The organism is Pseudomonas oryzihabitans (assembly GCF_007665395.1).
Classification (GTDB): Bacteria; Pseudomonadota; Gammaproteobacteria; order Pseudomonadales; family Pseudomonadaceae; genus Chryseomonas; species Chryseomonas psychrotolerans_C.
The window spans coordinates 646,138-667,643 of sequence record NZ_VDND01000002.1; the positions used below are offsets into that span (position 1 = coordinate 646,138).

Sequence of the window (21,506 nt, forward strand, 5' to 3'; positions counted from 1 at the left end):
CTAGGCCGGACGGGCGACCCAGCGGATTTTGACGCCGAATGACCGAGCGCGGGCCTTTTCAGATAGGGCCTAGCGCAGGGGCCAGATGCCGCCGTCCCCCACCACGAAGATCCGCCGCGCCGGATCCGCTGCCAGCAGGTGCCCACCGGTGAAGTCACCGAAGGCCGGCAGGATCAGCACCTCTTCGTTCTCCAGGCAGAAGCAGGGCAGGCGCAGCGCCTGGCGTCCGCGGCCCTGCAGGCGAAAGGCCGGATGGATGTGGCCGGCCAGCACGGGCAAACGCGGATGGGGATCGGGTTCGTGCTGCAGTGACAGGCCGTCCAGCTCCAGGGGTTCACCCACCACCTCGATACCCAGTGTCGTCGGCGGATCGCCCGCGCGTCGGTCGTGGTTGCCGCGGATCAGCAGCATCCGTAACCGCCAGTGGTGCTCGCGCCAGCGTTCCAGGGTGTCCAGGGTCAGGGGCGCGCGAGATTCCGGGGCGTGCAGGAAGTCGCCGAGGAAGATGATCTCGCGACAGTCGTAGCGCTCCAGCAACCCGTCCAGCCGGGCGATGTTGCCCGCCGTGGTGCCATGGGGCACCGGCTGACCCAGGGCGCGGAAGGCCGCTGCCTTGCCGAAGTGGATATCGGCTACCAGCAGGGCTTGGCGCGCCGGCCAATAGATGGCCTTTTCCGCGAGCAGCCAGAGTTCGGTGTTGGCGAGGGTGAGGGGGTGATAGGCGGGCATGACGGTTCCGGCACTGGACTTCCAATCTGATGATGACGGTCGCTCAGGGTTCAGCTGCGTTGCGTCCGGCGCAACACAGGCGCCGCGATTCTCTATTGGTCGGCGCCGGGGGGCGCACCATACTCCTGCGAGGTCACCCAGGACGAACCCGGAGCGGAGTCTATGACAGCACTGTGGACACGGCTGTACCAACAGGCACACGACCAGGCGGCGCGGACGCCGCGACTGGCCGCCTATCTCGAGCGCCGCGTCCTGCGGCACGACTCCTTCGCCGCCGCTATGGCCGAGCGCCTGGCCCAGGGCCTGGCGCAACCTGCGGCCGGCGTCGAGCTGCAGGACTGGTTCGTCGAGCTGCTCGATGCGGACGTGCTCGGTGCTGCGACCGCCGACCTCGAACGCCTGGCGCGGATCAACCCCGCCTGCCCGGACGAACTCTGTGGCTTTCTCGAATTCCGTGGCTTCCTCGCCGTCCAGGTCCAGCGCCTGGCCCATCGGTTGTGGCTGGCCGGCGAACATCATCCGGCCGTGCTGCTGCAAAACTGGAGTGCCTCGGCCTGGGGGCTGGATCTGCATCCGGCCGCACGGCTGGGCGCTGGCCTGTTCGTCGACCATGGCCTGGGCCTGGTGATCGGCGAGACGGTGGTGGTGGAGGACGAGGTCAGCCTCTGGCACGGCGTGACCCTGGGCAGCACTCTCAACGAGAGCGGTGACCGCCATCCGAAGATTCGCCGGGGCGCCCTGATCTGCGCCGGGGCCACGGTGCTCGGCAATATCGAAGTGGGCGCCGGTGCCCTGGTGGCGGCCGGCGCCGTGGTCACCCGGCCCGTGCCGCCGGGGCGCGTGGTGGGCGGCGTTCCGGCGCGTGACCTGGGGCCAGTCCCTGCGGCGCTAGGCGCCCTGCAAGCCGTGGAGGAAAGCTGATGGCCCTGGCGCAACGACGATTCGGTATCGATCACCCCCTGGTCAGCGTGCGGGACCATGCCACAGCCCTGGCCAACTATCAGCGCCTGGGTTTCGCCCCATCGCCGGTCAGCTACCACCCCTGGGGCACCGTCACCAGCCTGATGATGTTTCCCAGCAACTTCATCGAATTGATCGGCGTGGCCGATCCCGCCCAGTTCGGTACCGGCGCGGTGAATGGCTTCTGCTTCGGGCGGAGTCTCGGTGACTTCCTGGCGCGGGAAGAGGGGGTGTCCCTGGTGGCGCTGCACAGCACCGATTGCGACGGTGACCATGCCGAGCTGGTCGCGCGGGGGCTCGCCAGCCAGGGCCGCATCGACTTCCGCCGTGCCATGCGTCTGCCCGATGGCAGCCCCGGCGAGGCGGTGGTCTCGCTCGGACTCTTCCTCGACGAGCAGTTGCCGGACGTATCCAACTTCATCTGCCACCAGCACCGCCCGGAACTCATCTGGGTACCGGGTTGGCAGCAGCATCCCAACGGTGCCCTGGGGATCGACGCCCTGACGTACGTGGCGGCGCAACCCGAGCGCCTGGCGGCGCGTTGGCGGTCGATCTACGGCGCCGAGGCGGTCGGCCAGGTCGAGGGCGTGCTCCAGGCCGACAGCGGCTGCGGCCTCTTGCGTGTTCTCACGCCAGACCAGGCGGCTGCCGAGTACGGGGCGGTCGGCCTGCCCCAGGCCCGAGCCGAGCGCCCCCACGCCATCGCCATCCGGGTGGCGGTAGCCAGCCTGGCGCGGGTGCGCGAGGTCCTGGCTGACGGTGGCCTCGCCGCGGTTGATCGCGGCGACCGCCTGCAGGTGGCGCCAGAGCACTGCGGCAACGTGATCCTGGAATTCGCCGAGCGTTGAGGGCAGCAGCAGCGAATCGCGGCCATGGGCCGCTCCTACAGGGGTATTCGTTTCGTGTAGGAGCGGCCCATGGCCGCGATCCGCTCAGCAGCGAGCCGAAACACAACCTATGGCCGCCATTGAGCCACGCAAGGTGCGCCATCGCCGGTAGCCCGGTAAACTGGTCGTTCCCTAGAGTCCGGAGCGACCCATGTCGACGTCCTTCGCCCAGATGCTGGAAAACATCACCCCCGATATCTACGAGGGCCTCAAGCTGGCCGTGGAAATCGGCAAATGGCCCGATGGCCGCAAGCTGAGCCGTGACCAGGTGGAGCTGTGCCTGCAGGCGGTGATCGCCTACGAGGCCAAGCACCTGCCCGAGGATCAGCGGACCGGCTACATGGGCCCCCAGGAATGCGCCTCCAAGTCGGTACCCATCGAGAACATCCTGTTCAAGTCCAACGCCATTCACTGATTGTCCGCGCATTGCCCGACGAGGTGCCCTTCGGTGACGAAGAGGCGCCTCGCGTTTTTTATAGACTAGAGAAACACCACCGTGATGACCGAACTGGGCCGTGGCGCCCTGCGCAAGATGGCCGTGACCCTGGCCGACCCCGTCAACTACGCCTTTCGCCTCGACGACCGCGAGGTGCCGGTTAATCCGCTGATCGGCCGCCGCGTACGGCTCGAATACCTGGGCGCCATCCACTGCACCCACTGCGGCCGCAAGACCCGCAAGAGCTTCAGCCAGGGCTACTGCTATCCCTGCTTCACCGCCCTGGCCCAGTGCGACAGCTGCATCGTCAGCCCGGAGAAGTGCCACTACGAACACGGCACCTGCCGCCAGCCGGAGTGGGGCGAGGCCCATTGCATGGTGCCCCACGTGGTCTACCTGGCCAATTCCTCGGGCCTCAAGGTGGGCATCACCCGTGCCACCCAGCTGCCCACCCGCTGGATCGACCAGGGCGCCTACCAAGCGCTGCCGATCCTCAGGGTCGCCACCCGCCAGCAGTCCGGCCTGGTGGAAGACGTGCTGCGCAGCCAGGTGGGCGACCGCACCAATTGGCGCGCCATGCTCAAGGGCGTGGCCGCGCCGGAAGACCTGGTGGCAGTGCGCGAGCGCATCTTCGATGCCTGTGCCCAGGGCCTGGACGATCTCCAGGGACGCTTCGGCCTGCAGGCGATCCAGCCGGTGGTCGACATGGCGCCCATCGAGATTCATTATCCGGTGACGGTCTATCCCACCAAGGTGGTCAGCCAGGACCTGGAAAAGACCCCCGTGGTGGAAGGCACGCTGCTGGGCATCAAGGGTCAATACCTGATGTTCGACACCGGCGTGATCAACATTCGCAAGTACACGGCCTACCAGCTGGCCGTGTCCGCCTCCGCAGCAGAGATGTAAGGACGTAAGCCATGCGCACCGACCAGCCCCAGACCATCTACCTCAAGGACTACCAGGCGCCCGAGTACCTCATAGAGGAAACCCGGCTGAGATTCGAGCTGCACGACGACCAGACCCTGGTGCATGCCGAGCTGCGCTTGCAGCGCAACCCCGCGCGTGGCACCGGCCTGCCGCCGCTGGTCCTGCACGGTGAGGAACTGGAGTTGCTGGCGGTGGCCTTCGACGACCAGGCACTGGCGGCGGGCGATTACCAGGTCGAGGCGGGCAGCCTCACCGTGCACCCCCGCGGCGACGCCTTCGTGCTCAAGACCTCGGTGCGTATCCATCCGGAAAGCAATACCGCCCTCGAAGGGCTGTACGTCTCCGGCACCATGTTCTGCACCCAGTGCGAGGCCGAGGGCTTCCGCAAGATCACCTACTACCTGGACCGGCCGGACGTGATGAGCGTCTTCACCACCACGGTGGAAGCCGACAAGGCCAAGTATCCGATCCTGCTCTCCAACGGCAATCCCGTGGCCAGCGGCGACGCCGAGGGCGGCCGGCACTGGGCCACCTGGGAAGATCCCTTCCCCAAGCCGGCCTACCTGTTCGCTCTGGTCGCCGGTGACCTCTGGTGCGTCGAAGACAGCTACCGTACCGGCAGCGGCCGCGACGTGGCCCTGCGCATCTATGTCGAGCCGGAGAACATCGGCAAGCTGCAGCACGCCATGGACAGCCTGAAGAAGTCCATGCGCTGGGACGAGGAGGTCTACGGCCGCGAATACGATCTGGACATCTTCATGATCGTCGCGGTGAACGACTTCAACATGGGCGCCATGGAGAACAAGGGCCTCAACATCTTCAACTCCAGCGCCGTGCTGGCCAGCCCACGTACCGCCACCGACGCCGCCCACCAGCGGGTCGAGGCCATCGTCGCCCACGAGTACTTCCACAACTGGTCGGGCAACCGGGTGACCTGCCGCGACTGGTTCCAGCTGTCGCTCAAAGAAGGCTTCACCGTGTTCCGCGATGCCGGCTTCAGCTCCGACATGAACTCGCCGACGGTCAAGCGCATCGAGGACGTGGCCTTCCTGCGCACCAACCAGTTCGCCGAGGATGCCGGCCCCATGGCCCACCCGGTGCGCCCGGACCACTTCATCGAGATCTCCAACTTCTACACCCTGACGGTGTACGAGAAGGGCGCCGAGGTGGTGCGGATGCTGCACACCCTGCTGGGCCCAGAGGGCTTCCGCAAGGGCACCGATCTCTACTTCGAGCGCCACGATGGCCAGGCGGTGACCTGCGACGACTTCATCAAGGCCCTGGAAGACGCCAACGGCGCCGACTTCAGCCAGTTCAAGCGCTGGTACAGCCAGTCCGGCACTCCGCGTCTGGCGGTCAGCGACAGCTATGACGCCGCGGCCAAGACCTATAGCCTGACCTTCCGCCAGAGCTGCCCGCCCACCCCGGGCCAGCCGACCAAGGAACCCTTCGTCATCCCGGTCCAGCTGGGCCTGCTGGATGGCCAGGGGCGCGAGCTGCCGCTGCGCCTGGCAGGCGAGGGCGCGGACCAGGGCACCGACCGGGTGCTGTCGGTCACCCAGGCCGAGCAGACCTTTACCTTCCTCGACATCCCCGAGCGACCGCTGCCGTCGCTGCTGCGTGGCTTCTCCGCGCCGGTCAAGCTCAGCTTCCCCTATAGCCGCGAGCAGCTGACCTTCCTCATGCAGCACGACAGCGACGGCTTCAACCGCTGGGACGCCGGCCAGCAATTGGCTGTGCAGGTGCTGCAGGACCTGATCGCCGGACAGCCGCTAGATACCCGCCTGGTGGAAGCCATGCGCACTGTCGCCGCGGACGAGTCCCTGGACCCGGCCATGGTCGCCGAGATGCTGTCGCTGCCGGCCGAGGCCTATCTGGTGGAGCTGGCCGAACAGGCCGATCCGAGCGCCATCCACGGCGCCCGTCGCCAGGCCCGCAAGGCCATCGCCGAGGCCCTGCGTGACGTGCTCTGGCAGCGTTATCGCAGTGCCCGGGAGGAGTCCCGCGCCACGCCCTACCAGGCCAGCGCTGACAATATCGCCCGCCGCAGCCTGCAGAACGCCGCCCTCGGCTACCTGATGCTGCTGGAAGAGCCGGCAGCCCGTGACGCCGCCCTGGAGCAGTTCGACAACGCCGACAACATGACCGAGCGCCTGGCTGCCCTGAGCGCCCTGGTCAATTCCGGTTTGGAGCAGGAAAAGGCCGACGTCCTGGCGCGCTTCTTCGAGGAGTTCAAGGCCGATCCGCTGGTGATGGACACCTGGCTGAGCGTCCAGGCGTCCAGCCCGCTGCCGGGCGGCCTGGCGCGGGTCCAGGCGCTGATGGAGCACCCGGTCTTCACCCTGAAGAATCCCAACAAGGTGCGGGCGCTGATCGGCGCCTTCGCCAACGCCAACCTGGTCAACTTCCACGCCGAGGACGGCAGCGGCTATCGCTTCCTGGCCGACCAGATCATCACCCTCAACCGCCTCAACCCGCAGATCGCCTCGCGGCTGCTCACCCCGCTGACGCGCTGGAGGAAGTATGGTCCCGCGCGCCAGGCGCTGATGCGCGCCGAATTGGAACGCATCCTCGCCAGCGGCGAGCTGTCCAGCGATGTCTACGAGGTAGTGAGCAAGAGCTTGGCGTGAGGCCGCTTGGGACTGCCCCTTGTCGGACTTCGACGAGGGTGCCGTCTCAACCCAGCCTGCCGGGGGTACCCGTAGGTTGGGTTGAGCACAGCGAAGCCCAACAGCCAACCGCCCGGAAGCTCACTCGCAGCATGGAGCCCTCACCCCAACCCTCTCCCAGAGGGAGAGGGGGCGTCAGCGCAGGCGGCTTACGTAGGTTGGGCTGAGCACAGCGAAGCCCTACAGCCAAACGCCCGGAAGCTCACTCGCAGCACAAAGCCCTCACCCCAACCCTCTCCCAGAGGGAGAGGGGGCGTAAGCGCAGGCGGCTTTTACGTAGGTTGGGCAGAGCACAGCGAAGCCCAACAGCCAAACGCCCGGAAGCTCACTCGCAGCACAAAGCTCTGATCCCAACCCTCTCCCAGAGGGACAGGGAGCGTCAGCGCAGGCGGCTTTTGCGTAGGTTGGGCTGAGCACAGCGAAGCCCAACAGCCAAACGCCCGAAAGCGCAATCGCAGCACAAAGCCCTCACCCCAACCCTCTCCCAGAGGGAGAGGGGGCGTCAGCGTCGGCGGCTTTTAAGTAGGTTGGGCTGAGCACAGCGAAGCCCAACACCCCGACCAGACCACGCCGCCGCCCCGAAGCCCTGCCATCAACACGACCTACCTAGCGCCCGCCTTTCCAGGTGTCGTCCGGCCCAAACGGATACCCTCGAGGCGGAAACGCTGCTGCCGTCGCTGCGGCGGGTCGAGCGGGAGCTGCCCTTGCCGACCACCTGCCAGGCTGGTCGTCCGCTGGAATTCGCCGTTCGGCTGGCGGAGGTGCTTGAGCGGTCTTTTTGGATTCAAATCGACCTGCGGCTGCGGTCGATCCCGTTACGCCGCCTTCACCCTGCCAGGTACCTGTCATGAACACCGCTACGCATCCCCGGGCAATGAACGGCAAGGCGTCCCTGTACCCCGGGAGGAAGCGCTGATGGACAGGGCGCGCCTGATGGACTGGGGCTTCTTCCTCATCACCCTGTGCAACATCCTGCTGATCGCCCTGGTCATCTTTCTGCTCTGGCAGCGCTACTTCGCGGGCAATGCCACGGCGACGGGGGAGGGCGATACCGAGGACAAGGGACCGGAGGTGCCGGACTCGGGCAAGGCCCTGCTCGCCGATGCCCAGCAGCAGCTGTTGCCCATCGGCCAGGCCCTGAGTAGCAGCCTCGATCTGGTCGAGGGCCTGGACGGGGTGGACGGTGAGAGTTACCCGGACTGGAAGAAGACCAACCAGCCCTACATCGACGAATTGCTGTCCCATCGCGAAGCCCTGGAACTCAAGGTCGACAACATGGCGGCCAAGCTGGCCCGGGCGCACAAGGTGGTTGCCGGGCTGCACGTCCAGAATCGCGAACTGCGCGCGGCCGAGGCGCTCGCGCAGCGCCTGCAGGCGGACCTGACGCGAACCCAGACTACCCTGAGCCAGGTCCGCCAGGAGCGTGACGCCCTGATGGTGGAAGTCCAGCACGTGCGCAAGCCGGAGTGAACGTCGCGCGAGTCGACGAAATTCCTGTGCCGACTTCGGCGTTCGCGCGCGCCACCGCGGACACTCGAGTCTTTCACTGCCAAACGTCCATGAGGCTGCAGATCCCCAGGTAGAGCGTCTCGCCGCGTTTAGGTGCCCGTCGGACGCCCAGGGCTCTGGATTAGCCCCATGCTTGCCTTGAATGATGACCTGACATCGTCAAAAGACAGCCTTTTGGCGGTTAATGGCCCTATGACATCGTCATTTCCGAGGCAAGAGCGGTGCGCTGGCGTATGCTCGCCGCGGGAATAACGTTGCGACATCAAGGAAGGGCCATGAAATTCCTCGTGGTAGACGACAGCCGGGCAGTCCAGACCATCATCAAGCGGATCCTGGTCAGTACCGGCTACAAGGACATCGAGTTGCGGGTGGCGTCGACGGGCGAAGAAGCCATGGCGCTGCTGGAGAGCTGGACGCCCAACCTGGTGCTGACCGACTGGCACATGCCCGGGATGACCGGCCTCGAACTCCTCCAGGCGATCCGCCAGAGTGGCGGTGGCGACATCCACGTGGGGTTCGTCACCACCGAGTCTTCGGCGCGTAACGTCGAGGAAGCCTATCGCAATGGCGCGGCCTTCGTCGTGACCAAGCCCTTCACCCAGGAAACGCTGCAGCAGGCGGTGCTCACCGTGTTGCAGGACGGTGCCAGCGCCGAACAGGCCATCGAAACCTCCGGGCGCGAGAGCCTGCCGATGCCGACGCGCTTCCGGCCCGATCCGCAGGTCATCCAGCGGCTGCTCGGGCTGTCCTCCATCGTCTGCCAGATCGAGCCCATGGCGCCGATCCCGGTGGATCGCCTGGCCTTGCCCTATGTGATCGGCATCTATGGCCCGCCGCAGAGCCGGGCGCTGGAGGCCGTGTGCCTGCTGGATCTCAATGCGGCCTGCATCCTCGGTGGTTCGCTGGCCGGCTTTTCCCCGGCGGCCATCCACGCCGCCATCGCCAGCGCGACCCTGAGCCGGGAGATCTACGAGAACGCGGCCGCCTTCCTGGCCGATCTCAGCGGCATGATCGCCACCGGCATGGGCGGGCAACCGCTGGTGCTCAGCACCAGCCATCTCGTGCAGAAACCCTTCGAAAAGCTCTATAGCCTGTGGCGGCAGAACAATGGGCGGGCGGATTTTAGCCTGTCCTTTCCCGGCCTCGGCGACGGCTTCATCGCCTTCCTGCTGAGCTAGGCGCCATGGTGGATTCCCGATTCGTCGAATGGGGCTTCCTGCTGGTCACCCTGGCCAACGTCCTACTCATCGGGCTGGTGCTGATCCTGCTCTGGCGCCGGCTCTTTCCGCGGACCGAAGAGGTAACCGAGGAGGACGTCGCTCCGGGCGCGGCGAGCCCGGCGCAGACGGCAGCAGGGCTGATCGAAGACGTCCAGCGGCAGGCGGTGCTGCCGCTGGAGCGGGCCATGAGCGACAGCCTCGCGCTGGTGGGCAGGCTCGACGAGGTCGATGGCGCGGCCTACCCGGATTGGAAAAAGACCCATCAGCCGCAGATCGACGAGTTGCTGTCCCACGGTGAGGACCTCGAGTTCAAGCTGGACGATCTCAAATCCAAGCTGGACCGGGCACACAAGCTGGTCACCAACCTGCACGGGCAGAATCGCGAACTGCGCGGCGCCGAAGCCAGGCTGCAGCGCCTGAGCCTCGACCACGACCGCCTGCAGGCCAGCCTGGTGGAGACGCGCCGGGAGCGCGACGAGCTCGGCGCGACGGCGGCACGCCTGGGCGAGGAACTGGCACGCCTCCGCCAGCCGCCGATCGGTCCGGCCGCTACCGCGCCGGCCGGCGCGGACGATCCCCTGCAACAGGAGCTGGAAACCCTGCGCGGGCGTCTCGAGGAAGAGCAGGCGAAATTGTCGCGCACCCTGGTGGAAAAGGAATTCATCGAGCAGGTGTTCATCGACACCGACGCCGTCACCGACGACTACCAGGCCCTGCAGCGCGAGCATGCCGCCCTGCAGGAGCAGTTGCGCGCCCTGCAGACCCGCCTGGCCAGCGATCAGTCCCGGTAGAGGGCGTCGCGGATGGCGTCGGGGAAGGGGCCCGTCATGCCGGCGATGGCGGTATTGGTGAGGATCACCACGCTCAGCTCGCGGGCGGGATCGATGAACCAGGCATTGCCGTAGACGCCGCCCCACTGCAGGGTACCGAGGCTCTGCGGGGTGTTCGCCAGCCGCGGATCGCGCAGCACTCCCGCTCCCAGGCTGAAGCCCCAGCCGGGTGCATCCTCGCGTTGCAGGTGCGGGATCTGGTCCTCCATGAACAGCCGCTGCTGGGCCGGCGACAGCAAGGTGCCCTGGCGCAGCGCTTCGAGGAAGGTCAGGTAATCGCTTGCGCTGCCCTGCATGCCGCCGCCACCGGAGGGAAAGGCGGTGGCCGCCAGGGCCCGCGCGGGTGAGTAGAGGATGCCGCCGGTGGGCATGGGCAGCAGGTAGGGCTCGCTCATCGGCTCGGGGCATGGATAGCCGTCGCGATAGGCGGTGGCCAGGCGCGTCGCGTCGGCCACGTGGAAGCTCAGATCCCGCAACCCCAGCGGCGTGGACACCTCGCGCTGGACCACCGCTGGCAGCGGCAGGCCGGTGGCGGCGGCGAGGACGCCCCCCATGACATCCAGGCCCAGCGAATAGCGCCAGGCACGGCCCGGCGCGAAGTCCAGCGGCACCCGGGCCAGGCGGCGCAGATTCTCGTCCAGGGTCTGGGGGACGCTATCGAGGCCATCGGACACGCCGGCGCGATGATAGGGCCCCTGCGCGTCCTCGCCGAAGCCATAGTGCAGGCCGGCGGTATGGCTAAGCAGCTGGGCCAGGGTGGGGGCGGCCGGGGTGCCGTCCGCCAGCGGGGGAGTGAAGTAGGGCAGGTAGCGGCTGACCGGCGCCTGCAGGTCCAGCTGGCCCTGGTCCGCCAGGCGCAAGGCGGTGACGGCGACCAGCGGCTTGGTCAGGGAAGCGAAGCGGAACAGCTGGTCTTCCTGCATGGGCCGGCCCGCTTCCCGGTCGGCGAAGCCCGCGGCCCGGTGATAGACCACCCGACCCTGGCGGGCGACCATCACCACGGTGCCGACGATCCGCTGCTGGGCGACGGCGCGGGCCAGGATCGGATCCAGGCGGGCGGCGAGCCGGGCATCCTCGGCCTGGGCGAGGGGCGTGCTCAGGCCGAGGCCGAGCGCACTGGCGAGCAGTAGGGAAGACATCTGGTTTAAGCTCCTGGCGAACGCCGGCGGCTTGGCCGGCCAAGGGAGGAATCCTCGCATGATTCGTGACATTTTGAAGATGGGTGATCCACGGCTGCTCCGGCTGGCGCCGCCCGTGGCCGCCGAGCGCTTCGGCTCCGCCGAGCTGCAGGAACTGATCCAGGACATGTTCGACACCATGGCCGCGGCCGGTGGCGTGGGCCTGGCCGCGCCGCAGATCGGCGAGGATCTGCAGCTCATGGTGTTCGGCTTCGAGCGCAATGCCCGCTATCCGGACGCACCCCCGGTGCCGCTGCAGGTGCTGATCAACCCGCGCATCGAGGTGCTGGATGCCACCTAGGAGCTGGGCTGGGAGGGTTGCCTGTCCATCCCGGGACTGCGCGGCGAGGTACCGCGTCCGCGGCGGATCCGCTACCAGGGCGTGGATGGCGACGGCCAACCGGTGCAGCAGGAAGCCGAAGGCTTCCACGCCCGGGTGGTGCTGCACGAATACGATCATCTGATCGGCCGGCTCTATCCGTCGCGGATCCAGGACTTCGCGCGGTTCGGCTTCACCGAGGTGCTCTTTCCCGACCTGGCGCCGGCGGCGCAACGCTAGGCGTCGGCCGTATCCAGCTGGGCCCGGACCGCTGCCGCCAGCTGGACGAAGGGCAGGGCACCGTCCAGGACCTGGGCGTCTTCGATGGGGGCCTGCGCCGACCTGAGCAACAGGGCAGGGACGGCGGTGATGCCGAGGGCCTCGGCGCGATCCTCGGCGTGCAGCACCACCTCGGTATGGTCGCCGCGGACGAGGCTGGCACGCAGCGCCTCGCCATCGAGCCCGCTGCGCCGCGCCAGCTCCAGCAGCACCTCCTGCTCGCCGATGTCGCGGCCCTCCTCGAAGAAGGCCTGGAAGACCGCCAGGTGGAAGGTGTCGAAGCGGTCGTGCTCACGGGCGAATTCCGCCGCTTCCAGGGCCAGGCGACTGCGCGGCTGCACCGGCGGCAGGCGCAGTGTCATGCCGTACTCCGCCGCCAGGGGGTAGACAGCCCGGTCCCAGGTCCGGCGCAGATAGTCACCGGCAGGATCGAGCGTGGGCGCGGGGTAGGGGCGCAGCTCGAAGGCATGCCACTCGATGGCGAGACGGTCGCCGAATTCCTCCTGCAGTCGCTCCAGTTGGGGCAGTTCCAGGTAGCAGAAGGGGCAGACGTAATCGCTCCAGACATCCAGACGAACGCGCGGGGTGGCGGTCATGGCAGTGCTCCGGAAGGGCATGGTGTGCGTCGGACCGCCGCGCGGCGCGGATGTTCGCCAGGCGGGGCCCCGATCGCCGCCACGCTGCCCGCCGGGCGAATGGCTGCTAGCCTGGATTTCATAACCTTTTCACATTCGGAAACCGAATAGTCGTTGGCCAGTTGTCAGGATTGCGCGGCGATCCGCGTTCCAGACGCCTGCGGTGAACCTGTCCCGGCAACCGGGGTTCGTATGCCTGCCTCTTTTCTTTCACGCGCTAAGGACTATCACCGTGGGTTATTTCCACCGCATCCTGACATTCCTTCGGCAAACCTTTACCTACGTCGGCTGGTCGGTCTTCTGGCTGCTGCTGTGGGATATCGCCGTCACCGCCGACTACATGCTGCTGGTCGAGAAACGGGCCGAGCTGCCCAACATTCCGCTGACCCTGATCGGCTCGGCGCTGATCGTACTGACCAGCTTTCGCAACACCAGCGCCTATCAGCGCTGGTGGGAGGCGCGCACCCTCTGGGGCGGCATGGTCAACAGTTCGCGTAGCTTCGCCCGCCAGGCGCTGACGCTCATCGACGACGGTGACGAGCATTTCAATGCCATCAAGACGGTGCTCATCGAGCGCCACCTCGCCTATGTCCGCTGCCTGGCCTGCCAGCTCAGCGGCGATCCGCTGCCCAAGGAGGTCCGCACCTACCTGGGCAAGGAGGAGTGGGCGATGCGCAAGGAGACCAACAACTTCGCCAACGCCATCCTCAGCGGCTCTTCCAGCCTCATCGCCCTGGAGTATCGGGCGGGTCGGCTGGACAGCATCCGCCTGGAGCGGCTCGAAGCCACCTTCGTCGACATGTCCAACTGGCAGGGCGGCATGGAGCGGATCGCCAATACGCCCTTGCCCTATCCCTATGTGAACTTTCCGCGGCTGTTCATCTTCCTGTTCTGCGTGCTGATGCCCATCGGCCTGGTGGAAAGCCTGCAGTGGTACACGCCGCTGGCCTCCACGGTGGTGGGCTTCATCTTCCTGGCGATGGAGAAGGTCGGTACCGACCTGCAGAATCCCTTCCAGCGCAGCCGGCACCAGATCACCATGGGGACCATCTGCAACACCATCGAAGGCAACTTGCGCACCATGCTGCGCGATGCGCGCGGGGGTTATGCCTCGGTCAGCGACATCGTCCGCGATTCCCGGTCGAATTCGCCGGAGCGGGATGCCGTCTGAGCCGGCATCGGCGGCCGTTGGCTGGCGCCAGTGGCCGCCGGGAGCGCGCTACTTGAAGTCCCACTGCATCTGTGCGGGGATGCTAATGTCCCGCGAGGAATGCACGCAGACATCCAGGTAGTCGGTGAAGCGCGGCGGGGCGGCGATGCCTTCTTCCAGCAGCCGCTGGTTGTCGAACAGGTAGTTCAGGTCGGCGAAGCCGCCGTACAGCTTCAGGGCGCGCAGTACCAGGCGCGGGTTGGCCGGGCCGATGCGCTCGTTGAAGTCCGCGGCCAGTTCCTTGAGGTCGGCGCTGGCCACCTGGCGATAGCGCTCGCCTACCGGGGCATCGCCCATGGCACCGGCGTAGGCTTCGTCGATCTCACCGAAGGTGCAGGCTCCCGCATGGCCGGCGGAGATGTGATACAGGCTGTGGCTCAGGGCTGGCTTGAGCGCCAGCTCGACCAGGGCTTCGGCGCAGTAGTCCACCGGGATGACGTCGATCTGCTCGTCGAGACCGCAGGTGAAGCGCTCCAGGGCGAAGCCCATGCGGAATACCCAGAAGATGCTGCCGGAGGCCTTGCAGCCCGAGCGACGATGGCCCACCACGATGGAGGGGCGCGCCACTACCAGCGGCAGCAGCGGCAGTTCGTTGCGCAGCTTCAGCTCGATGGCTGCCTTGGAGGCCGTGTAGTCCACCAGCTGCTGTTCCGGCTCCGGGAAATCCCAGGTCTCGGCCACCGGCGACTGGCGCTGCGGGCCGCAGGCCATGGCGGTGCTGACGTGCAGGAAGCGCTTCAGTCGCCGCGACTGGGCGCAGGCCTGGGCGAGGGCGAAGGTGCCTTCGACGTTCACCGGCCAGATCTTCGGATTGCGCGAGAAGGACGCCACCGCGGCGCAGTTGATGACCTCGTCCAGCGCCTGCAGCTGGGGCTTGGCCGCCTCTATCCAGTGGGTATCCAGCAGGTCGCCGCAGAGGATCTGCTCGGGCTGCAGCATGGCGGCCAGGCGTTCGTCGACATCGTGCACCCGCAGGTTCTGCAGCAGGCGTTCCAGGCCTTCCGCCTGGGAGGCGGCGCGCACGAGGAATCTCAGCCCTTCGACGTGACCCAGCTCCAGCAAGCGCAGGGTGACGGCGCCGCCGAGAAAGCCGGTGGCACCGGTGACGAGGATGCGGCGCGGGGCGGGATTGAACTGTATGGAGGAGACGGGGAGCGACATGGCGGTGGCCCTGAGTGGGGGAAACGTGGGTGCACCTTAAGCAAAGAGGATGAAGGATCCCTTAAGGCAGGGAACCCGTTGCGGTCGGCGCCTTTCTAGATAATCACCCTTAGCGAAAGACACTGCCAGGAGACCGCCATGGAACTTCCCGTTCACGACCTGACGACACTATTCGAACAACTGGGCCTGGACTCGGATCCAGCCAGCATCGATGCCTTCATCGACAGTCACTCGCCGCTGCCGGATGACGTGAAGGTGTCGGAGGCCGACTTCTGGTCGCCGTCGCAGAAAGCCTTCCTGAAAGGCGAAATCATGGAGGACGCCGACTGGGCACCGATCGTCGACGAGCTGAACGTCCGTCTGCATCGGCATGACTAACCTTTAGGCCGGTCTCGATCCGGCCACCCAGTCAGCCTCCGCCCTACCAGGAGAATCGCCATGAACGCCGTCCATGCCCAGCAAGCGCCGCAGGATCCGCCAGTCGCCGACGACGAAGACGAGGTCAGCGAAGAACAGCTCGACGAGTCCGTCGAGGAAACCTTCCCGGCCAGCGATCCCATCTCGCCCTGAAGCTTTATTGGCGCCGTTTCGACGGCGCCGTTGCTACCCCTGATCCCGCTTTCTTGCACATTCGTCGTCCGAAATCCCTCCCTCGATCAGCCTTCCGCCGGTCGCCTGCTAAGGTGATGGCGTCGCACACGCATCGCGACCTGGAGCGCGCAGGCGTTCCGACGGACAGTTCATCGCAGGGAATTCCATGATCAAGACCTTCTTCGCCACCCTGGCTGGCGCATTGCTGGTGCTGGCAGCGCCGCTCGCCCAGGCCGACCCCATCGTCATCAAGTTCGCCCATGTGGTGACGGACGACACCCCCAAGGGCCGGGGTGCGCTGCAATTCCAGCGGCTGGTAGAGGAGCGCCTGGCGGGCAAGGTCAAGGTCGAGGTCTATCCCAGCTCCAGCCTGGTGGGCGATGCCAACGAACTGGAGGCGCTGCGCAACAACCAGGTCCAGCTGCTGGCGCCCTCGGTGTCCAAGCTCAATGCCCTGTCCAAGCCGCTGCGGGTCTATGACTTGCCCTTCGTGTTCGACAGCATCGAGGCGGTGAAGCGCTTCCAGCGCCGCGACAAGAGCCGTGAACTCCTGGGCAGCCTGGTCAGCCATGGCATCACCGGGCTCGGCTACTGGAACAACGGCGGACGCCAGCTCTCCGCGACGCGGGACGTGCACGGCCCGGCCGATCTCAAGGGCCTGGCCGTTCGCGTGGAGGCCTCCGACGTCCTCGCCGCCTACTATCAGCAGCTCGGCGCCCAGGCGGTGAAGTTGCCCTTCGCCGAGGTCTACGACGCCTTGCGGACCGGCAAGGTGCAGGGGGCGGAGAACCCCTGGTCCAACCTGCTGGCGCAGAAGATCAATACCGTGCAGCCCTATATCGTCGAGGACAACCACAGTTTCCTGACCTACATGCTGATCACCAATACCGCCTTCTGGAACGGGCTGCCCTTCCAGATCCGTGGCGAGCTGGAGGCCATTCTCGACGAGGTGACCCAGTCGGTGAACCGCGACGCCGAGGCCATCAACGCCAAGGCCCGCGAGCGGGTGGTGGCGGCCAATACCAGCAAGATCCTGGTGCCGACGGCGGCCGAGCGGGAGGCCTGGCGCGCCGCGGTGGCCCCCCTGATCAAGAGATACGAGGGCGAGGTGGGCAGCGATGTCCTGCGCGCCGCCGAGGCGGCCAACCGCCGCTGAGATTGCACGGGCGTCCACCCGGGATTTGCGGCAAACTGGCGCGGCGTCATCCCGACAACAAGAGGAATAGCCGTGCAGCACGCGGTCATCAGCGGTAGTGGGCTGTATACGCCGCCCGAAAGCATTTCCAACGACGAGCTGGTTGCGTCCTTCAACCAGTGGGCGGGCCAGTGGAACGCCGAGCATGCCGAGGCCATCGCCCAGGGCAGCCTGGCGCCCCAGCCGGAGTCCAGCGCCGCCTTCATCGAAAAGGCCTCGGGCATCCGCAGCCGCCACGTGGTCGACAAGGCCGGCATCCTCGATCCGGCGCGCATGGTCCCGCACATTCCCGAGCGCGCCAACGACGAGCCGTCCATCCTCTGCGAGATGGGCGTCGCCGCGGCCCGCGAGGCGTTGGAACGCGCCGGCCGTACCGCCGCCGACATCGATGGCGTCATCGTCGCCTGCTCCAACCTGCAACGGCCCTATCCGGCGGTCGCCATCGAAGTCCAGGCCGCCCTGGGCATCCAGGGCTACGGTTTCGACATGAACGTGGCCTGTTCCTCGGCGACCTTCGGCCTGCAGACCGCCGCCAACGCCGTGCAACTGGGCCAGGCCCGCGCGGTACTGGTGATAGACCCGGAAATCTGCACCGGCCACCTGAATTTCCGCGACCGTGACAGCCACTTCATCTTCGGCGATGCCGCCACCGCGCTGGTGGTGGAACGCGCCGACCAGGCGACCTCCGCCCATCGCTTCGAGATCCTCGGTACCCGGCTGTTCACCCAGTTCTCCAACAACATCCGCAACAACTTCGGTTTCCTCAACCGCGCGGCGGAGGAGGGCATGACCAACCCGGACAAGCTGTTCGTCCAGGAAGGTCGCAAGGTGTTCAAGGAGGTCTGTCCGCTGGTGGCCGAGCTGATCGCCGAGCACCTGACTGAACTCGATATCCCCGTCGAGCGGGTATCGCGCTTCTGGCTGCACCAGGCGAACCTGGCGATGAACCAGCTCATCGTCAAGCGCCTGCTGGGGCGTGAGTCCACGCCCAGCGAAGCCCCGGTGATCCTGGATACCTACGGCAATACCAGCTCGGCCGGCTCGGTGATCGCCCTGCACCTGCACCACCAGGACCTGGCCAGTGGCAGCCTGGGCGTACTCAGCTCCTTCGGCGCGGGTTACTCCATCGGCAGCGTGGTACTGCGCAAGGTCTGATCGACGGCAGGAGTCTTCCCGGGACGACCGTTGTCGGACTTGGGAAGACATCAGCAGAAGAGGGAGGCCACGTGCAGCCAGGAAGCCTGCTCAGGGTACAGCTGCGTCAGCTGCGCCCGACCCAGCCCGCGATCGGCCATGACCAGGTGCTCTACAAGCTTGGCAAGTACGCCTGCGACCGGCGCAAGCTGTTCGACGACTATTGCGAAGCCAACGGCCAGCATCTCAGCGCCGGCTTCCAGCCGAGCACCAGCCTGCGCTCGGCCGGTGATGCCCTCGGCGTCCAGCCGCCCGGGACCTGTCCGGACGAGATGAAGACGGTGGTCATCGGGCCGGGGCAGCAACTCTACCTGACCGATGGGCACCACACCTTTTCCGCCTTCTGGGAGCATCCCGGCGGTGGCCCCGAGACCGCGGTCTGGGTCAGGGTCACCGATGATCTCAGTGCCTGCGCGAGCATGGCGGATTTCTGGATTCGCCTGCTCGATCAGCGCAAGGCCTGGCTCAAGGATCCCCAGGGCCGCCCCATCCTGCCCGAGCAGCTCCCGGCCTCCCTGGGGCTCGCCGCCATGGCCGACGACCCCTATCGCGCCCTGGTCTATTTCACCCGCCAGATCGGCTACGACAAGCCCCGCACGCCGGACGGACGGGTGCTGCCGTCGGAATTCCTCGAGTTCTACTGGGCCGAGTGGCTGCGCATGCTGCTGCCCTTGCATGGCTACGACCTCGATGACCGCAAGAGCTACGCCAAGGCGGTGGAGCAGGCGGCCCGGCTGATGGTCGCCAACCCTGGCATGGTGATCGGCAGTTCCGGACGTACCGCGCTGGAGATGGGCGCCTTCAAGGCAGTGGACAAGAAGGTGCTGCGTAAGCTCTCGTCCAGCGAGGGCAAGTTCACCTACCTGCTGGCGGCTCGTGCCCAGCGTACCGCCCTGTCCCGGGCGATTTGACCCAGCGAGGGCATAAGTGTCTGTTACTAGCAGCTTTTTTGCTTTTTGGTGTTGACAGTGGAGGCGAGGCCTCTTAACATGCGCCCCGTCCTGACCGACGGGGCTATAGCTCAGCTGGGAGAGCGCTTGCATGGCATGCAAGAGGTCGACGGTTCGATCCCGTCTAGCTCCACCAAATTTCGGTTTCGCCCACGGGGGAAATCGGTAGAAGGTTTCGTCCCCTTCGTCTAGTGGCCTAGGACACCGCCCTTTCACGGCGGTAACAGGGGTTCGAGTCCCCTAGGGGACGCCATATCAGTCACGTATCCCAGGCGTGGCGAACGTTGTACGCGGGGCTATAGCTCAGCTGGGAGAGCGCTTGCATGGCATGCAAGAGGTCGACGGTTCGATCCCGTCTAGCTCCACCAAATTCGCGGTCCGCAAGGGTCGCACCAGGGTAACGTCCCCTTCGTCTAGTGGCCTAGGACACCGCCCTTTCACGGCGGTAACAGGGGTTCGAGTCCCCTAGGGGACGCCATATCTGTCACGTATCCTAGACGTGGCACGACGCTGTACTTGGGGCTATAGCTCAGCTGGGAGAGCGCTTGCATGGCATGCAAGAGGTCGACGGTTCGATCCCGTCTAGCTCCACCAATTTCGTGATCCGCAAGGGTCGCACCCGGGTAACGTCCCCTTCGTCTAGTGGCCTAGGACACCGCCCTTTCACGGCGGTAACAGGGGTTCGAGTCCCCTAGGGGACGCCATATCGATGAAAACCGCCTCACGGCGGTTTTTTTTCGCCTGCACCAAAGCCATTCGCCAGGGTCTGTGCTCAGATGCCGCTGCGGCGTCCATCTGTGGTAGACCTGTACCGCGAGCCCAGGCTCTTTTCAGACAACGCCAAGCAAAAAAGCCAAGCAAAGGGGAGTGGGATGATCGTCGAATATCTCTACAGCCTGGCCCAGGTACCTGCGGCGCAATGGAACGCCCTGCTGGCGGATGACCAGCCCTTCCTGCGCCATGAATTCCTCGCCACCCTGGAAGACAGTGGCAGCCTCGGCCAGGGTACCGGCTGGCAGCCGGCACACCAGGTCCTCAAGGATGCCCAGGGCCAGCTGCTGGCGGCCATGCCGGCCTACCTCAAGCTGCACTCCTATGGCGAATACGTCTTCGACTGGGCCTGGGCCGATGCCTGTCGCCGCGCCGGCATCGACTACTACCCGAAGCTGCTGGCCGCCGTGCCCTTCTCGCCGGTGCAGGGCGCGCGCCTGCTGGGCGATCCAGGCGCCTGCGCGACCCTGCTCGACGCCACCACCGGCAGCCTGGCCGGCCTGGAGCTTTCCAGCCTGCACGTCAACTTCACCGATCCCCAGGCCGACGCCCTGCTGCAGGACCGCGACGGCTGGCTGGCCAGGATCGGCTGCCAGTTCCACTGGCACAACCGCGGCTACCGGGACTACGGGGACTTCCTCGCCGCCCTGACCTCGCGCAAACGCAAGCAGCTGCGCAAGGAGCGCGACCAGGTCGCCGGACTCGGCGTGACCTTCGAGTGGCGCAAGGGTGGCGAGCTGAGCGAGGCGGAGTGGGACTTCGTTTATGCCTGCTACGCCAACACCTACGAGGTCCGCGGCCAGGATCCCTATCTCACCCGCGCCTTCTTCAGCCTGCTGGCCGAGCGCCTGCCCGAGGCGATCCGGGTGGTGCTGGTGCGCCAGGGAAGTCGACCGGTGGCCATGGCCTTCTACCTGAGGGATGGCGATACCCTCTATGGCCGTTATTGGGGTTGCTTGCAGGAATTCGACCAGCTGCATTTCGAGACCTGCTTCTACCAGGGCATCGAGCATGCCATCGGCGAAGGGCTAGGGCGCTTCGATGCCGGGGCCCAGGGCGAGCACAAGCTGATCCGCGGCTTCGAGCCTACCCTGACGCACTCCTGGCATTACCTGGTGCATCCAGGGTTGCGAGCGGCAGTCGCGGAGTTTCTTGACCAGGAGCGGGCCGGGGTCCAGGCCTATGCACGCCAGGCGGCCGAGGCCTTGCCCTATCGCCAGAAGGACGGCGCGGCGCCATGCTGAACTACCTCTGGTTCCTGTTGGCCGCGCTGTTCGAGATCGCCGGCTGCTACGCCTTCTGGCTGTGGCTGCGGTTGGATCGCAGTCCCTGGTGGCTGGCGCCCGGGCTGGCCAGCCTGGTGCTCTTCGCCCTGCTGTTGACCCGCATCGAGGCGGCCTACGCCGGGCGCGCCTATGCGGCCTATGGCGGCATCTACGTGGTGGCGTCCCTGGGCTGGCTGGCCCTGGTGGAGCGGACCCGGCCGGCCTGGACGGACCTCGCCGGCGGCCTGCTCTGCGTGGCGGGGGCGCTGGTGATCCTGCTCGTGCCCCGGGGCAGCGCCTAGCCCGGCTGGCGTCTCAGTCCAGTAGCTCGGGCGGGACGTCGCGGCGCAAGACCAGCTGGCACAGCGCGCTGTCCGGATCGAAGAGAATCACCGCCTCACCGGTTTCTAGCGCCCGCCGCGCCCGCTGGGTACGGGTCGCCAGCGGCGTCTCGTCGCCATTGTCGGTACCGTCGCGGGTGACGAAGTCTTCCAGCAGGTTGTCCAGGGTCGCGGCGGCAAGTTGGTCGTGGGGGATGATCATGGCGGGGTGCTCGGGAAAAAGCGCCCAGGATACCCCAGGCGCGGGACG

The 21,506-nt window shown here is 66.6% G+C and carries 21 protein-coding genes, 6 tRNA genes and 1 pseudogene; 23 read left to right on the forward strand and 5 right to left on the reverse strand.

What is annotated here, in order from left to right:
* Window positions 1–69 precede the first annotated feature (69 nt).
* Window positions 70–729, reverse strand: coding sequence for a ligase-associated DNA damage response endonuclease PdeM (pdeM, locus tag FSV73_RS06940; protein ID WP_145005815.1), 660 nt, complete (start codon window positions 727–729; stop codon window positions 70–72).
* A 162-nt stretch (window positions 730–891) separates the two neighbouring features.
* Between pdeM and FSV73_RS06945 the strand changes: the two genes are divergently transcribed.
* The 8 genes from FSV73_RS06945 (at window position 892) to FSV73_RS06980 (ending at window position 10,128) form a co-directional block, all read left to right on the forward strand.
* Window positions 892–1,650, forward strand: coding sequence for a serine O-acetyltransferase (locus FSV73_RS06945; RefSeq protein ID WP_145005818.1), 759 nt, complete (start codon window positions 892–894; stop codon window positions 1,648–1,650).
* Window positions 1,647–2,537, forward strand: a complete 891-nt coding sequence (locus FSV73_RS06950) for a VOC family protein (protein WP_145005821.1) — start codon at window positions 1,647–1,649, stop codon at window positions 2,535–2,537. The genes FSV73_RS06945 and FSV73_RS06950 overlap by 4 nt, the downstream gene beginning before the upstream one ends.
* Before the next feature lie 190 nt (window positions 2,538–2,727).
* Complete coding sequence (locus tag FSV73_RS06955) at window positions 2,728–2,991, forward strand: YeaC family protein (protein ID WP_145005824.1); 264 nt, start codon at window positions 2,728–2,730, stop codon at window positions 2,989–2,991.
* 84 nt (window positions 2,992–3,075) lie between these two features.
* Window positions 3,076–3,918 carry a DUF2797 domain-containing protein gene (locus tag FSV73_RS06960; RefSeq protein WP_145006214.1) on the forward strand — a complete coding sequence of 281 codons (843 nt, stop codon included), beginning with the start codon at window positions 3,076–3,078 and terminating at the stop codon, window positions 3,916–3,918.
* An 11-nt stretch (window positions 3,919–3,929) separates the two neighbouring features.
* Window positions 3,930–6,569, forward strand: a complete 2,640-nt coding sequence (pepN, locus tag FSV73_RS06965) for an aminopeptidase N (RefSeq protein ID WP_145005826.1) — start codon at window positions 3,930–3,932, stop codon at window positions 6,567–6,569.
* A gap of 954 nt (window positions 6,570–7,523) precedes the next feature.
* The gene (locus tag FSV73_RS06970) at window positions 7,524–8,078 is read left to right on the forward strand and encodes a hypothetical protein (protein WP_145005829.1); all 555 of its coding nucleotides are present in this window, start codon (window positions 7,524–7,526) and stop codon (window positions 8,076–8,078) included.
* A gap of 314 nt (window positions 8,079–8,392) precedes the next feature.
* Window positions 8,393–9,295: a response regulator gene (locus tag FSV73_RS06975; protein ID WP_186309172.1), complete on the forward strand. Its 903-nt coding sequence runs from the start codon at window positions 8,393–8,395 to the stop codon at window positions 9,293–9,295.
* A 5-nt stretch (window positions 9,296–9,300) separates the two neighbouring features.
* On the forward strand, window positions 9,301–10,128 hold the full coding sequence (locus FSV73_RS06980) for a hypothetical protein (protein ID WP_145005835.1): 828 nt from the start codon (window positions 9,301–9,303) through the stop codon (window positions 10,126–10,128).
* On the opposite strand, the gene FSV73_RS06985 is transcribed toward FSV73_RS06980, so the two are convergent.
* On the reverse strand, window positions 10,116–11,306 hold the full coding sequence (locus FSV73_RS06985; protein WP_145005838.1) for a serine hydrolase domain-containing protein: 1,191 nt from the start codon (window positions 11,304–11,306) through the stop codon (window positions 10,116–10,118). The genes FSV73_RS06980 and FSV73_RS06985 overlap by 13 nt on opposite strands.
* 58 nt (window positions 11,307–11,364) lie before the next feature.
* Between FSV73_RS06985 and def the strand changes: the two are divergent.
* Window positions 11,365–11,904 (forward strand): annotated as a pseudogene (gene def, locus FSV73_RS06990) (peptide deformylase).
* Here def and FSV73_RS06995 read toward each other — a convergent pair.
* Complete coding sequence (locus FSV73_RS06995; protein ID WP_145005841.1) at window positions 11,901–12,539, reverse strand: DsbA family oxidoreductase; 639 nt, start codon at window positions 12,537–12,539, stop codon at window positions 11,901–11,903. The pseudogene def and the gene FSV73_RS06995 overlap by 4 nt on opposite strands.
* 271 nt (window positions 12,540–12,810) lie before the next feature.
* Here FSV73_RS06995 and FSV73_RS07000 point away from each other — a divergent pair, with 271 nt between their 5' ends.
* On the forward strand, window positions 12,811–13,749 hold the full coding sequence (locus tag FSV73_RS07000) for a bestrophin family protein (RefSeq protein ID WP_145005843.1): 939 nt from the start codon (window positions 12,811–12,813) through the stop codon (window positions 13,747–13,749).
* 48 nt (window positions 13,750–13,797) lie between these two features.
* Here FSV73_RS07000 and cprA read toward each other — a convergent pair whose 3' ends face one another.
* A complete protein-coding gene (gene cprA, locus FSV73_RS07005; protein WP_145005846.1) occupies window positions 13,798–14,949 on the reverse strand; it encodes a cationic peptide resistance protein CprA in 1,152 nt (383 codons plus the stop codon).
* A 138-nt stretch (window positions 14,950–15,087) separates the two neighbouring features.
* Here cprA and FSV73_RS07010 point away from each other — a divergent pair, with 138 nt between their 5' ends.
* From FSV73_RS07010 to FSV73_RS07065, 13 genes are all read left to right on the forward strand, one after another.
* On the forward strand, window positions 15,088–15,327 hold the full coding sequence (locus tag FSV73_RS07010) for a DUF2789 domain-containing protein (RefSeq protein WP_145005849.1): 240 nt from the start codon (window positions 15,088–15,090) through the stop codon (window positions 15,325–15,327).
* Between the two features lie 60 nt (window positions 15,328–15,387).
* Window positions 15,388–15,519 (forward strand): hypothetical protein, encoded by a 132-nt coding sequence (locus FSV73_RS25755; protein ID WP_260856031.1) that lies wholly within the window; start codon window positions 15,388–15,390, stop codon window positions 15,517–15,519.
* 187 nt (window positions 15,520–15,706) lie between these two features.
* Entirely contained in the window at window positions 15,707–16,696 is a 990-nt protein-coding gene (locus FSV73_RS07015) for a DctP family TRAP transporter solute-binding subunit (protein ID WP_145005852.1), read from the forward strand.
* A 72-nt stretch (window positions 16,697–16,768) separates the two neighbouring features.
* On the forward strand, window positions 16,769–17,890 hold the full coding sequence (locus tag FSV73_RS07020; protein ID WP_145005855.1) for a beta-ketoacyl-ACP synthase III: 1,122 nt from the start codon (window positions 16,769–16,771) through the stop codon (window positions 17,888–17,890).
* Between the two features lie 71 nt (window positions 17,891–17,961).
* The gene (locus FSV73_RS07025; RefSeq protein ID WP_145005858.1) at window positions 17,962–18,840 is read left to right on the forward strand and encodes a ParB/Srx family N-terminal domain-containing protein; all 879 of its coding nucleotides are present in this window, start codon (window positions 17,962–17,964) and stop codon (window positions 18,838–18,840) included.
* Window positions 18,841–18,939: 99 nt separating this feature from the next.
* Window positions 18,940–19,015: transfer RNA gene (locus FSV73_RS07030), tRNA-Ala, on the forward strand.
* Between the two features lie 41 nt (window positions 19,016–19,056).
* Window positions 19,057–19,132 (forward strand) — tRNA-Glu (locus FSV73_RS07035).
* 39 nt (window positions 19,133–19,171) lie between these two features.
* Window positions 19,172–19,247 (forward strand) — tRNA-Ala (locus FSV73_RS07040).
* A gap of 34 nt (window positions 19,248–19,281) precedes the next feature.
* Window positions 19,282–19,357: transfer RNA gene (locus FSV73_RS07045), tRNA-Glu, on the forward strand.
* 40 nt (window positions 19,358–19,397) lie between these two features.
* A tRNA-Ala gene (locus FSV73_RS07050) sits at window positions 19,398–19,473 on the forward strand.
* 34 nt (window positions 19,474–19,507) lie between these two features.
* Window positions 19,508–19,583, forward strand: a tRNA-Glu gene (locus FSV73_RS07055).
* A gap of 168 nt (window positions 19,584–19,751) precedes the next feature.
* Complete coding sequence (locus tag FSV73_RS07060) at window positions 19,752–20,894, forward strand: GNAT family N-acetyltransferase (RefSeq protein WP_145005861.1); 1,143 nt, start codon at window positions 19,752–19,754, stop codon at window positions 20,892–20,894.
* On the forward strand, window positions 20,888–21,217 hold the full coding sequence (locus FSV73_RS07065) for a YnfA family protein (protein ID WP_145005864.1): 330 nt from the start codon (window positions 20,888–20,890) through the stop codon (window positions 21,215–21,217). Before FSV73_RS07060 ends, FSV73_RS07065 begins: the two co-directional genes overlap by 7 nt.
* A gap of 13 nt (window positions 21,218–21,230) precedes the next feature.
* Here FSV73_RS07065 and FSV73_RS07070 read toward each other — a convergent pair whose 3' ends face one another.
* The gene (locus FSV73_RS07070; RefSeq protein ID WP_145005867.1) at window positions 21,231–21,458 is read right to left on the reverse strand and encodes a YheU family protein; all 228 of its coding nucleotides are present in this window, start codon (window positions 21,456–21,458) and stop codon (window positions 21,231–21,233) included.
* Window positions 21,459–21,506: the final 48 nt, after the last annotated feature.